This is a genomic window from Caulobacter vibrioides, assembly GCF_002858865.1.
GTDB classification, from domain to species: Bacteria; Pseudomonadota; Alphaproteobacteria; order Caulobacterales; family Caulobacteraceae; genus Caulobacter; species Caulobacter vibrioides.
The window spans coordinates 154,337-166,011 of record NZ_PJRR01000025.1; the positions used below are offsets into that span (position 1 = coordinate 154,337).

Annotated in this window: 15 protein-coding genes, 1 tRNA gene and 1 pseudogene; 6 read left to right on the forward strand and 11 right to left on the reverse strand. The window is 66.6% G+C overall.

The genetic code is table 11. The annotated features are described in order from the left end of the window. Positions 1–5 precede the first annotated feature (5 nt). From CVUC_RS19370 to msrP, 3 genes are read left to right on the forward strand one after another with little or no spacing between them, the layout of a single operon-like run. The gene (locus CVUC_RS19370; protein WP_096033963.1) at positions 6–458 is read left to right on the forward strand and encodes a hypothetical protein; all 453 of its coding nucleotides are present in this window, start codon (positions 6–8) and stop codon (positions 456–458) included. After that, positions 455–1,084 (forward strand): periplasmic heavy metal sensor, encoded by a 630-nt coding sequence (locus CVUC_RS19375; protein WP_096033962.1) that lies wholly within the window; start codon positions 455–457, stop codon positions 1,082–1,084. The genes CVUC_RS19370 and CVUC_RS19375 overlap by 4 nt, the downstream gene beginning before the upstream one ends. Positions 1,085–1,132: 48 nt before the next feature. After that, positions 1,133–2,074 (forward strand): protein-methionine-sulfoxide reductase catalytic subunit MsrP, encoded by a 942-nt coding sequence (gene msrP, locus CVUC_RS19380; RefSeq protein WP_096033961.1) that lies wholly within the window; start codon positions 1,133–1,135, stop codon positions 2,072–2,074. A 32-nt stretch (positions 2,075–2,106) separates the two neighbouring features. Here the strand turns inward: msrP and CVUC_RS20650 are convergent. Continuing rightward, positions 2,107–2,194: pseudogene (locus CVUC_RS20650) on the reverse strand (hypothetical protein); the annotation flags it as partial. Positions 2,195–2,209: 15 nt separating this feature from the next. On the opposite strand from CVUC_RS20650, the gene msrQ reads away from it, so the two are divergent. Next, positions 2,210–2,836, forward strand: coding sequence for a protein-methionine-sulfoxide reductase heme-binding subunit MsrQ (msrQ, locus tag CVUC_RS19385; RefSeq protein WP_096033960.1), 627 nt, complete (start codon positions 2,210–2,212; stop codon positions 2,834–2,836). A gap of 21 nt (positions 2,837–2,857) precedes the next feature. On the opposite strand, the gene CVUC_RS19390 is transcribed toward msrQ, so the two are convergent. The 8 genes from CVUC_RS19390 to sfsA form a co-directional block, all read right to left on the reverse strand. After that, complete coding sequence (locus CVUC_RS19390; protein WP_096033959.1) at positions 2,858–4,117, reverse strand: dipeptidase; 1,260 nt, start codon at positions 4,115–4,117, stop codon at positions 2,858–2,860. Between the two features lie 188 nt (positions 4,118–4,305). After that, positions 4,306–5,079, reverse strand: coding sequence for a RadC family protein (gene radC, locus CVUC_RS19395; protein ID WP_096033958.1), 774 nt, complete (start codon positions 5,077–5,079; stop codon positions 4,306–4,308). 181 nt (positions 5,080–5,260) lie between these two features. Beyond that, a complete protein-coding gene (locus CVUC_RS19400) occupies positions 5,261–5,503 on the reverse strand; it encodes a hypothetical protein (RefSeq protein ID WP_096033957.1) in 243 nt (80 codons plus the stop codon). Further along, a complete protein-coding gene (locus CVUC_RS19405) occupies positions 5,503–5,769 on the reverse strand; it encodes a hypothetical protein (protein WP_096033956.1) in 267 nt (88 codons plus the stop codon). The genes CVUC_RS19400 and CVUC_RS19405 overlap by 1 nt, the downstream gene beginning before the upstream one ends. Positions 5,770–5,829: 60 nt before the next feature. Next, the gene (gene map / locus CVUC_RS19410) at positions 5,830–6,660 is read right to left on the reverse strand and encodes a type I methionyl aminopeptidase (protein WP_096033955.1); all 831 of its coding nucleotides are present in this window, start codon (positions 6,658–6,660) and stop codon (positions 5,830–5,832) included. Positions 6,661–6,787: 127 nt separating this feature from the next. After that, entirely contained in the window at positions 6,788–7,177 is a 390-nt protein-coding gene (locus tag CVUC_RS19415) for a hypothetical protein (protein WP_096033954.1), read from the reverse strand. Between the two features lie 89 nt (positions 7,178–7,266). After that, positions 7,267–7,680 carry a hypothetical protein gene (locus tag CVUC_RS19420; protein WP_125469938.1) on the reverse strand — a complete coding sequence of 138 codons (414 nt, stop codon included), beginning with the start codon at positions 7,678–7,680 and terminating at the stop codon, positions 7,267–7,269. 32 nt (positions 7,681–7,712) lie between these two features. Then, positions 7,713–8,423, reverse strand: a complete 711-nt coding sequence (gene sfsA, locus CVUC_RS19425; RefSeq protein ID WP_096033952.1) for a DNA/RNA nuclease SfsA — start codon at positions 8,421–8,423, stop codon at positions 7,713–7,715. A 154-nt stretch (positions 8,424–8,577) separates the two neighbouring features. Here sfsA and CVUC_RS19430 point away from each other — a divergent pair, with 154 nt between their 5' ends. Continuing rightward, positions 8,578–9,336 (forward strand): competence/damage-inducible protein A, encoded by a 759-nt coding sequence (locus CVUC_RS19430; protein WP_096033951.1) that lies wholly within the window; start codon positions 8,578–8,580, stop codon positions 9,334–9,336. Positions 9,337–9,339: 3 nt separating this feature from the next. Here CVUC_RS19430 and CVUC_RS19435 read toward each other — a convergent pair whose 3' ends face one another. Together CVUC_RS19435 and CVUC_RS19440 are read right to left on the reverse strand one after the other, a co-directional pair. Beyond that, positions 9,340–9,738 (reverse strand): helix-turn-helix domain-containing protein, encoded by a 399-nt coding sequence (locus CVUC_RS19435; protein ID WP_164468184.1) that lies wholly within the window; start codon positions 9,736–9,738, stop codon positions 9,340–9,342. A gap of 168 nt (positions 9,739–9,906) precedes the next feature. After that, positions 9,907–9,991: transfer RNA gene (locus CVUC_RS19440), tRNA-Leu, on the reverse strand. Between the two features lie 154 nt (positions 9,992–10,145). On the opposite strand from CVUC_RS19440, the gene CVUC_RS19445 reads away from it, so the two are divergent. Continuing rightward, positions 10,146–11,444, forward strand: coding sequence for a Xaa-Pro dipeptidase (locus CVUC_RS19445; protein WP_096033949.1), 1,299 nt, complete (start codon positions 10,146–10,148; stop codon positions 11,442–11,444). The last annotated feature ends 231 nt before the right edge of the window (positions 11,445–11,675 follow it).

Sequence of the window (11,675 nt, forward strand, 5' to 3'; positions counted from 1 at the left end):
TGCTGATGACGGCGGCCAGCATGTCTGTCGCGCGCTTCGAGGCGCTGGCGCAGACCTTTGGCGGTGAGATCGCCCGCTGGCCCGAGGGCGAGCGTGAGGCCGCGCGCGCGCTGCTCGCCGCCGATCCCGATCGGCTGTCGCCTGTTCTGACCGAAGCCTCTCAGCTGGATCGCCTGCTGGATCTCGCGCCGGCCCAGGCCCTGGACGCGGCGTTGCTGGGCCGCCTGATCGCCGCCGCACCCCGCGCGCCGAACGCTACGCGCCGCTGGATCACGGGGCTTTCCGCCGCCTTCGGCCTGTCGGCGGCGGCGTTGGCGGGGGTGCTGGCCGGGATCGCGATCGGCGGCCACATCCAGCCGCCCGCCGTCCTTGCGCCCGCCGGCCAAGCCGAGGTGGTCACGGCGGCCGACGTCTCCAACGACCTGCAGGACGCCCTTGAGGAGTCTTCCGCGCTATGAGCCTTCCGCGTCCGCTGCTGATCGGGCTCATCGCGTCGGGGGCCCTGAACGTCTTCCTGATCGGGGGCGTCGCAGGGGTGACCTATGTGCGCCTGTCGACTCCGCCCGCCAGCGTGGTCGCTTCCACCTCGCCCATGCCGTCCGCGGCCCCGGCGATGACGACCCCGGCCGAGCGTCAGCCGGATCCGGCCCTGGCCGCAGCGCCGGTCCGCCAAGCCGTTGAACGCGCCGCCAGGCCTGTGGCCCCGCAGGCGCAGAGCCCGGGCTCCGTCGATCGACCGGCCCGCCCGCCGCTGTGGACCGCCGGCGAAGCCCTGTCGCCGGAAAACCGTCGAGGTCTGCGCCAGGCCCTGCGCGCCGCCAACCAGAAGAACATGCCGATCACCCAGCGTGCGCGGGCTGAACGCCGGGCCGCTCTGGCGGCGCTGGCCTCGCCCGGATTTGATGCGGCCGAGGTCTCGCGTCGGCTGGCGACGGCGCGCGATCTGGAAATCCAGGCGCGGGGGAACGTCGAGACCGCCCTGGCCACCTTCGCCGCGACCCTTTCGCCTCAGGAGCGGGCCGCTCTGGCCCAGGGGCTGTCAGAGGTCTATGCGCCAAGGCAGCCGCGTCGGGGCGAGGAATAATCGCTCCGCGACGTAACCAAACTCCGGGTTGTTGCGTATCACGGGCGTATGCCGCCTCGGAGCGTCCCCATGCTGATCCGCCACGCCCCTGACCTGACCGACAACGACGTCACCGACCACAGCCTCTATCTCAAGCGCCGAACCTTGATGGCCGGCGTCGCGGGCCTGGGCGTCGCCGGCGCGTCGGCGAGCCACGCCCAGGCGGGGCTGACCTACAGCCGGGGGTTCTCGACCACCGAAAAGCCGACCTCGAAAGAGGACATCACCACCTACAACAACTTCTATGAGTTCGGCGTCGACAAGAGCGATCCGGCCGAAAACTCGGGCAAGTTCAAGCCGCGTCCCTGGACGGTGCGCATCGACGGCGCCTGCGAGGCCCCGCGCACGGTCGGCATCGAGGATCTGATCGGCAAGAACAAGCTCGAAGAGCGCATCTACCGCATGCGCTGCGTCGAGGGCTGGTCGATGGTCATTCCCTGGGTCGGCTTCCCGCTGAAGGACCTGCTGGCCAGCGTCAAACCGACCTCCAGGGCCAAGTTCGTGGCGTTCGAGACGGTGATGCGGCCCTCCGAAATGCCGGGCCAGGCCTGGAACACGCTGGACTGGCCCTATCGCGAAGGCCTGCGCATCGACGAGGCCATGCACCCGCTGACCCTGATGGCCGTGGGCCTCTATGGCGACGTGCTGCCCAACCAGAACGGCGCGCCGCTGCGGCTGGTCGTGCCGTGGAAGTACGGCTTCAAGGGCATCAAGTCGATTGTCCGGATCAGCCTGGTGGAGAAGCAGCCCGTGACGTCCTGGAACGTCCTGGCCCCGCGCGAATACGGCTTCTATTCCAACGTCAATCCGGCCGTGGACCATCCCCGCTGGTCCCAGGCCACCGAACGCCGCATCGGCGAGTTCCGCCGCCGCGAGACCCTGGCCTTCAACGGCTATGGCGAGTGGGTGGCGGACATGTACCGGGGCATGGACCTGAAGCGGTTCTATTGATGGTGGTGTCATCCCGGACGGCCCGAAGGGACGATCCGGGACCCAGGGGCGGCGCGCACGGCGTTTCGTCACCCCCTGGGTCCCGGCTCTCCGCGCGATGCGCTGCGGCCGGGATGACACGCGTTGGGTGATGCTATGAGTTCCGTTCGCAAACGCCCCTCCAAGCTCCAGGACACCCTCGTCTACGGCCTGGTCTGGCTGGCCTGTTTTGCGCCGCTGGCCTGGCTGGCGTGGCGCGGTTATGCGGGGGAGCTGGGCGCCAACCCGATCGACAAGCTGATCCGCGAGCTGGGTGAATGGGGCCTGCGGCTGTTGCTGGTGGGCCTGGCCATCACGCCGGCGGCGCGGATCCTGAAGATGCCCCGCCTCATGCGGTTCCGCCGCACCGTCGGCCTGTTCGCCTTCGCCTATGTGGCCCTGCATCTGCTGGCCTATGTCGGCATTGACCTGTTCTTTGACTGGAACCAGCTGTGGAAGGACATTCTCAAGCGGCCGTTCATCACCCTGGGGATGCTGGGCTTTGTGCTGCTGATCCCGCTGGCGATCACCTCGACCAACGGCTGGGTGATCCGCATGGGACGGGCCGCGTGGAGCCGGCTACACACGCTGGTCTATCTGATCGTGCCGCTGGGCGTGGCCCACTACTACCTGCTGGTCAAGGCCGACCACCGGCCGCCGATCATCTACGGCGCGGTGTTTGTGGCGTTGATGCTGTGGCGGGTTTGGGAGGGGCGGCGGACGGCCTCTAAATCCTCCCCCTAGCGGGGGAGGATTGGAGCGCGCCTACTTCGCCACGCTCTTCGCATAGGCCTGGGCCGCGTCGACGATGCGCAGCACATTGCCGCTCCAGATGGCTTCGATGTCGGCGTCCGAATAGCCCTCGGCCTTCAGGCGGGCGGTGATCTTGGGCAGGTCGGTGATGTCCTCGAAGCCGTCCATGCCGCCGCCGCCGTCCCAGTCGGCGCCGACGCAGACGCCCTTGGGCCCGGCCACCTTCAAGACGTGCAGCATGCTCTTCATGTAGAGGTCGAAGTCGCCACGGGCCGCCGGGTGGGCCTTGTCGATGGCGGCGCGCTTGTCGGCATAGGCCTTCACCGCTTCGGGCGTGGCGGTCTTCATATCGGGCGCGCGGCCCAGGGCTTCCAGAGCCGCCTTGCGCTCGGGGCTGGGCGTGGTGTCGGTCAGATAGATCGAGTTGATGCAGATGGCCCCGCCGGCGTCGGCGATCTTCTTGATCCGCGCGTCGTCGAGGTTGCGCGGGTGGTCATAGACCGCCTTCGGGCCCGAGTGCGAGGCGATGATCGGGGCCTTGGACAGGGCCACCGACTGGTCGACGACGTCGTCGCTGGCGTGGCTGACGTCGATGACGATCCCCAGGCGGTTGGCCTCGGCCAGCCAGCGCAGGCCCAGCGGCGAATAGCCGTTCCAGATCTTGCCCTTGGGATCGGTCGAGCTGTCGGCCAGCTGGTTATTGCGGAAGTGGACGGGCCCCGCCATCCGCAGGCCTTCCTTGTAGAAGGTCTCGACCAGGCTGAGGTCCTCGCCGACGGGCCAGCTGTTTTCCATGCTGACAAAGGCGAACTTCTTGCCCGCCTTGGCGATGCGGCGGGCGTCGTCCGAGGTCAGGGCGATTTCGAACGTGTCGGGGTTGGCCGCCAGCATCTCGCGGATCTCGATCGTGCGATGCAGGGCGTAGTCGCGGGCGTAGGTGTAGCCCTTCTCCGTCAGCTCGCCCTGACCGATGTAGACGACGAAGAATCCGCCATCGAGGCCCCCCTGGTTCATGCGCGGCAGGTCGACCTGGCTGAAGTCGTGCTCGACCTCGTGATGGTCGGCGATGTCCCAGCCGGGCCGGCCGAAGTGGGTCGGGGTGTCGAGGTGGGTGTCCAGCGTCAGGAACTTGTCGTGCAGCGCCTTGTCGGCCTTGGACACCGCCGGCGGGGCTTCGGGCTTCTTGGCCTTGGTCATGGTCTGGGCTTGGGCGTCGGCGACGCCGCCGAGCAGGGCGGTCGAGGCAAGCAGGGCGGTGAGCAGGCGACGCATGGGCGGACTCCGGACGAACTGGGAGCCGCGACGCTCAAGGTTTAGAGTTCAGGCGTCAAGCTGGACGCAGGAAGCATTGGGCCTAAAAGCCGTGTCATCCCGGGCGAAGACCCGGGACCGCCGAAAAACTGAGCGTTTGCTGCGATCCCGGCTCTCCGCTGCGCTGCGGCCGGGATGACAGGGCAAGGTCACATCAGCCCCAGCGCCTTGAAGCTGGCCACGCCGTCGCGACCGACCACCAAATGATCATGCACGGCGATCTTCAGGGCTTTTCCGGCCTCGACGATCTGCTTGGTCATGTCGATGTCGGGGCGCGAGGGGGTCGGATCGCCCGACGGGTGGTTGTGCAGAATGATGATGTTGCTGGAGGAGAGCTCCAGCGCCCGGCGCATCACCTCGCGCGGATAGACGGGGGCGTGATCGACCGTGCCGCGGTTCAGCACCTCGTCGGCGATCAGCTGGTTTTTCTTGTCGAGGAACAGCACCCGGAACTGCTCGCGCGACTCGTTGGCCAGGGCCACGCGGACATAGGCCAAAAGAGCGCTCCACGAGCTGATCACCGGCCGCTTGGCGATCTTGTCGCGGCCGGCGCGCAGCGTGACTTCGTGCAGCAGCTTCAGATCCATGGCCGCCGCCTCGCCGACGCCTTGCACGGTGCGCAGCTCCTCGACCGTCGCGCCCAGCACCCCGTCCAGTGAGCCGAACCGGGTCAGCAGCGCCTTGGCCAGCGGCTTGACGTCGCCGCGCGGGAAGGTGCGGAACAGGAAAAGCTCGATCAGCTCATAGTCGGGCAGGGCGACGAACCCGCCCTTGGCGGCCCGCTCACGCAGGCGTTCGCGGTGGCCCAGATGATGGGCGTGGGCGGACTTGCGGGCGGGCTTGGGCGGCAGGGTTTTGGCGGCGGGGGCGGCCTGCTCATCCGCCGCGCCGTCGGAGATCGCCAGGGAAGAAACACTGACCATGCCGCCCTCGACTCTACGCGAAGAGTAGGCGGCTTATCGCTCAGGTTGTCTAGCGCTAAATCCTCCCCCAATGGGGGAGGCGTCGGCTCGCAGAGACGACGGAGGGGGAGGGACAAGGTCAGCAAGACTTCCCCTCCGTCCGCTGCGCGGACACCTCCCCCATTGGGGGAGGATTGGGGGATCAGCCCTCCAAGCGCGTGGGACGATACGCCGACGGCGTCCGGTTCTGGCGCGCCAGCATCGTTTTGATGAGGGGGACGCCAGCGGAGAAGAACCACAACATCGCGACTGTGCCGGCCGTCGTCACCCACTGTTCGTAGGATGTTTCACCGCGACGCCATTGGATGAAGGTCCAGCCGACCAGCGCTAACCAAAGGCTCGGGATGACCACCCACGCAAACAGCGCATAGACACGCTTTCGCATCACACGTTCAGGCTCAGCGGCGGGCGACGCGTTGCGCGCCTTTGCTCGGCGAGGCGGCGAAGGCGGCGGTCTTCCGCCCAGGGGATCAATAAGCCGACCAAGATTGCGAGCACGAAGATCGTGGACAGCCAGAGAAACTCCGCCGTGGCGATCTCGCCGTCGCGCAGCTTCAGTGCGTTGTGAACAAGCGACGCCCCCGCGATCATCGGGAGGTAAAACCACCCGGCAAAACGACGAAATCGCCTGCGCTTCTCAGCCTCGGTCATGTCCGCAGGATCGCGAACAACAGCCCGATTGTCTATCGTAGAAATGCGCGTTTTACGCGATCAGCCGCCCAGGATCGCCGGCTGGAACAGCCCGGCGGGCGAGGCTGTGAAGACCTCATAGCCGTCTTCCGTCACGCCGATCGAGTGCTCGCACTGGGCCGACAGCGACTTGTCGCGGGTCACGGCGGTCCAGCCGTCGTTCAGCACCTTCACGGCGGGCTTGCCCAGATTCACCATCGGCTCGACGGTGAAGAACATGCCGGGCTTGAGCACCGCGCCCTGGCCGGGGCGGCCAAAGTGCAGGATGTTCGGGGCGTCGTGGAACACGCGGCCCAGGCCATGGCCGCAGAAGTCGCGCACGACGCTGCAGCGCTGGGCCTCGACGTAGGACTGGATGGCGTGGCCGATGTCGCCGAGCGTGGCGCCGGGCTTCACGGCCTCGAGGCCGCGCCGCATGCCCTCATAGGTGATCTCGACCAGGCGGCGGGCGCGGGGGCCCACTTCGCCGACGCCGTACATGCGCGAGGTGTCGCCGTGCCAGCCGTCGACAATGGCGGTGACGTCGATATTGACGATGTCGCCTTCCTTCAGGGCCCAGTCGCCGGGAATGCCGTGGCAAACGACGTGGTTGCGCGAGATGCAGACGGTCTTGGGATAGCCGCGATAGTAGAGGCAGGCGGGCAGGCCGCCGTTGTCCAGAATGAACTCGCGGGCCAACCGGTCCAGTTCGTCAGACGAAACGCCCGGCTGGACGTGCGGGATCAGCATGTCCAGGCACTCGGCGGCCAGCTTGCCGGCCTTGCGCATGCCCTCGAAGTCCTCGGCCTTGTGCAGCTTGATCTGACCCGTGCGGGTCTCGGCTTCGATCTCGAGGGCGTTATCCAGGGTCATGCTTTGCTCGGGCGCGCGTCGCCGCGAAGGGCGGCGAAGGGGTCTGCTACAAGGGGCTATGTCGCGATCATAGCATAAAAGTTCAATAGACGTCGCCTGTTGGCCGCGACCTTTCGGCTCGAAACCCTCAGCCCGGGCGGACCCGCCGTACGACGTCGGTCCCCGCCTTGAGTTCCTTGACGAAGCTGGCGTCCAGGGTCGTGGGCTGGTCGCGGCGCACGCGGCACACGCCCTTGTAGCGCGTCACCCGGCCGCTTTCCTTCTCGGTGACGTCGGCGGTGAACTTGACGTCCCATTCGCCCGGACGGCCGGTGGGCTGGGGGTCCATGTCGTTGGAGGTGACGCCGGCGATCTCTTTCAGACCGAACCGCTCCTCCAGCTTGCTGGTGCAGGTCTTGAACGCAAACACCGCCCGCAGGCCGATGATGAAGCCGCCCTCGGGCTTGCCGGGGTCGGATGGGCCGCACGACGCGAGGGCCAGCCCCGCGACAGCGAGCGCCAGAACGATCTTCCTCATGCGATCCCCATTTCGCGAGCCTCCAGAAGGGGTAGCTCAGCGGGCGCGAAATGCAGCTTAAATCGCTGTTAGGTGGGGCGTAGCGGGTGTCAACTGCTAGGACAGGGTGCCGGAAGCGGCGGCAAGTTGTACTCGGGGTCCCGCTTCAGGTAGGGCTGGCATACGCGCTCAATAGCCATTGAGGTAACCATTTCCGGGCGTAAGCATTTGAATTGAGCATAGCCATAGTAATTGCTGACGATGGTGTCGAGAAGGACGTAGTCCAAGTTGCCGGATTCGATACAGGTCAATTGATTGGCTTTGAAGGTGGCTACGTAACTTGGATCGCCATGCGCGGGCATGGCTCGAAAGCGCGCCACGCGGATATAATCTTCGAAAAACGGCACCTTCTTGGCTGTCGATGCTGAAAGCCAATACTTGCTGTAATCCTGGATTTGTCCTTGGGCCCAGGCGACCGAGGCAAGAGCGGTAGCGATAAGAGCCAGGCCAGCAAGCGCTTTCAAGAAAATCTCCCCCAAATGTTTCGCGCTAAGGTTTAGAAATCTCGATGTTTCAGGTCAATCCGCCGCGCGATCCGCACCGCCTGCGTCCCCATCTCACACGCATAGACCAGCACCTCCACCCCCGCCCGCGCCGCCGCGTCCAGCCCCGCCGCGAACGCCGGGTCGAGCTCCGCGCAGGCGCTGAAGGTCTCGCAGTCCTCGCGCTGGACGACGAACAGCACCACGGCCCGGTGGCCCTCGCGGACCTGGGCGGAAAGGTCCTCCAGGTGCCGGGTCGAGCGCTGCGCCTTGCAGTCAGGAAACTCCGCCAGGCCCGGGGTGCGCGAGAAGTGGCAGTTCTTGACCTCCAGCCAGCAGGGCGGTCGGTCCGGGTGGGTCAGCAGGAAGTCGACGCGGCTGGCCTCAGCATACTTCACCTCGGGCTTGATCGTCGCATAGCCTGTAAGCTCGGGGAGGGCGTCCGCCGCCAGGGCCTCGGCCACCAGCTTGTTGGGCAGCAGGGTGTTTATCCCCACCAGCGCGTTTCCTTGCTCGACCATCTGCAGGGTGTAGGCCAGCTTGCGCTTGGGATCGTCCGACCATGAGACCCAGGCGCCTTGGCCTGCGTCCTTCACCCCCAGCATGGCCCCCGGATTGGGGCAGTGGGCGGTGATCTCCTGGCCGTCGTCCAGTACGAGGTCGGCGAAGAACCGCTTGTAGCGGCTCACCAGACGACCATGGATCAGCGGTTGCGGCAGCAGCATGCGAGGCCTAAGTCGGGCTGAGAGAAGTCGCTTGGCTTTGCGGAAATCCTCGTCCTTCGACAAGCTCAGGATGAGGATTTCTGGTCGAACCGACTGAAGTAGCCCTCACCCTGAGCCTGTCGAAGGGCGAGGGCGGTCCCTGGGAGAGAAAGACATGGTCGATCGTGTAACCGCCGCCGTGATGATCATCGGCGACGAGATCCTCTCGGGCCGCACCCAGGACACCAACCTCTCGGCCATCGCCAAGTATCTGGCGACCTATGGCGTGGATCTGTGCGAAGCGCGCGTGGTGCCCGATGTCGAGCAGGAGATCATCGATGCGGTGAACGCCCTGCGCACCAGGTACGACTACGTCATCACCACCGGTGGCATTGGCCCCACCCACGACGACATCACCGCCGACTCGATCGCCAAGGCGTTTGGCGTCACCGCGCCCGAGCATCCCGAGATCATGGCCATGCTGCGCGAGCGCTGGGGCGAGCCGAACGCCGCCCGCCGCCGCATGGCGCACGTGCCCGAGGGCGGCAGCCTGGTGAAGAACCCCGTGCAGGGGCCGCCCGGCTTCCAGAAGGACAACGTGTTCGTCCTGGCCGGGGTGCCGGCGATCATGCGCGGCATGCTGGAGGATGTGGGTCCGCGCCTGCGCACCGGCGCTGTGGTGCTGGCCAAGACAGTGCGGGTGACCGGCACGGGCGAGGGCGTCATCGCCGCGCCGCTGGAAGCGGTGGCCAAGGCCCACCCGGACATGTCGCTGGGCAGCTATCCGTTCTTCGCGCCGCCGGATGTCTATGGCGCGAACCTCGTCCTGCGCGGCCGCGACGCGGCGGAGCTGGACACCGCGGTGAGCGAGCTGATCTCGGCCCTGGCCGAAGCGGGCGCCAAGAACGTCGAGCTTTTGGCCGATCCGGCCTGATCGCTACTCCTGGCCGGCGATCGCGCGGGCCAGATCCAGCAGGTGCTTGCGCATACCCACCGACTCGATGGCCGAGAAGGCGCGGGCCAGATCCGGACCACCGGGCAGCGACCAGAAGCTGGCCATCTCGTTGGCCAGTTCGGCGGCGGTGCCGTCGACACCCTCCGGATCCTCAAGGCCCTCGAAGAAAAATGCTACCGGTGTCTTCAAGAACATGGCTGCGCCATGCAGTTTGCTGGCGCTGATCCGGTTGGATCCGCCTTCGTACTTCTGAACTTGCTGGAAGGTCAGGCCCAGGGCGTCGGCGAGCGCTTGCTGGGAATAGCCCAGGTCCTTGCGACGCATACGCAAACGGCGACCGACGTGGATGTCGACGGGATCGGGAGACTTGTCTTCAGCCATTCTACGAAACTCGAAACGCCACGGGGAAGCGACAGTGAGCGGCCGCACGAGGAATTCGACCAAGGTTATCTTGACCGGAGTCGAGGGCGTCTGAAACGACTATTCTAGCTTATTATGATTATTCCCCAAAGGCGAGAACTGTACTTCCTGGCTCGTCTGTGGGTTGGCTGGTAGGGACGGTGGGACTCGAACCCACACGGATTGCTCCAACGGATTTTAAGTCCGGCGCGTCTACCGATTCCGCCACGTCCCCGTGCAGGTGATCCCATAGGCGATCGCTGCGGTTGGGTCGAGGGCGACGTTGTTTGCCCGGCGCGCGCCGGGACCTCGTGCGAACCTGCGGTCGCGGGCAGGGGGCTCGACGGCGCGGTTCCGCGTGCTAGCGTCGGGGTTCAGGTTCGAAGGGAATGCATGACATGCGTATGGGGATGAAGATCGCGACGCTGATGGCGGGCGCGGCGGTGGGTCTGGCCTTGGGCGGCGCGGCCAGCGCGGCCGAGATCAAGGCCGTCAGCGCTGCGCGCCTGCTGGACGTGGCGAGCGGCAAGTATGTCGACAACCCCCTGGTCATCGTCACCGACGGCCGCATCACCAGCATCGGCAAGAAGGGCGACGCGGTTCCGGCCGGCGCCACGGCCGTCGACCTGCCCGGCGCGACCCTGCTGCCGGGTCTGATCGACATGCACGTGCACCTCGACAGCCTGGCCGAGGTGGGCGGCTATAACAGCCTCGAATACAGCGACCGCTTCTGGAGCGTGGTGCAGACCGCCAACGCCAAGAAGACGCTGGAGGCCGGCTTTACGACGGTGCGCAATGTCGGCGCGGCCGACTATGACGATGTGGGCCTGCGCGAGGCCATCGATGCGGGCTATGTGCCCGGTCCCCGGATCGTCACCGCCGCCATCTCGTTCGGCGCCACCGGCGGTCACTGCGACTCGACCTTCTTCCCGCCGTCGATGGACCAGAAGAACCCCTTCAACAGCGATAGCCCGGACGAGGCGCGCAAGGCCGTGCGGACGCTGAAGAAGTACGGCGCCCAGGTGATCAAGATCTGCGCTACGGGCGGGGTCTTCTCGCGCGGTAACGAGCCCGGCCAGCAGCAGCTGACCTATGAGGAGATGAAGGCCGTCGTCGACGAGGCGCACATGGCCGGCATCAAGGTCGCCGCCCACGCCCACGGCGCCTCGGGCATCCGCGAGGCGGTGCGGGCCGGGGTCGACACCATCGAGCACGCCAGCCTTGTCGACGACGAGGGCATCAAGCTGGCCGTCCAGAAGGGCGCCTACTTCTCGATGGACATCTACAACACCGACTACACCCAGGCCGAGGGCAAGAAGAACGGCGTCCTGGAAGACAATCTGCGCAAGGACCGCGACATCGGCGAGCTGCAGCGCGAGAACTTCCGCAAGGCGCTGAAGGCCGGGGTGAAGATGGTCTACGGCACTGACGCCGGTATCTATCCGCACGGCGACAACGCCAAGCAGTTCGCGGTGATGGTCCGCTATGGCGCCACGCCGCTGCAGGCGATCCAGTCGGCGACCCTGACCGCCGCCGAGGCGCTTGGCCGCAGCAAGGATGTCGGCCAGGTGGCGGTGGGCCGCTATGGCGACATGATCGCGGTGGCCGGCGATCCGCTGGCCGACGTCACCACCCTGGAAAAGCCGGTCTTCGTGATGAAGGGCGGCGCGGTGGTGAAGGCCCCGTAGGCGCTTGGTGGCGTTCGGCGGGGCGGAGAAGTCTGACGGCCCATAGGGTGCGAGAGGCGATCTCACGCGACTTTCTCCTCCCCCATCGGGGGAGGGGGACCCGCGAACGCGGTTGGAGGGGGCTCGAACGGCGGGGTTCTATCCAGGGGGCGGGATGCGGGTTGACCTGATCCTGCGGTGGGCCTGACTCATCCGGCTGGCCCCTCCACCGCCGTTCGGCGGTCCCCCTCC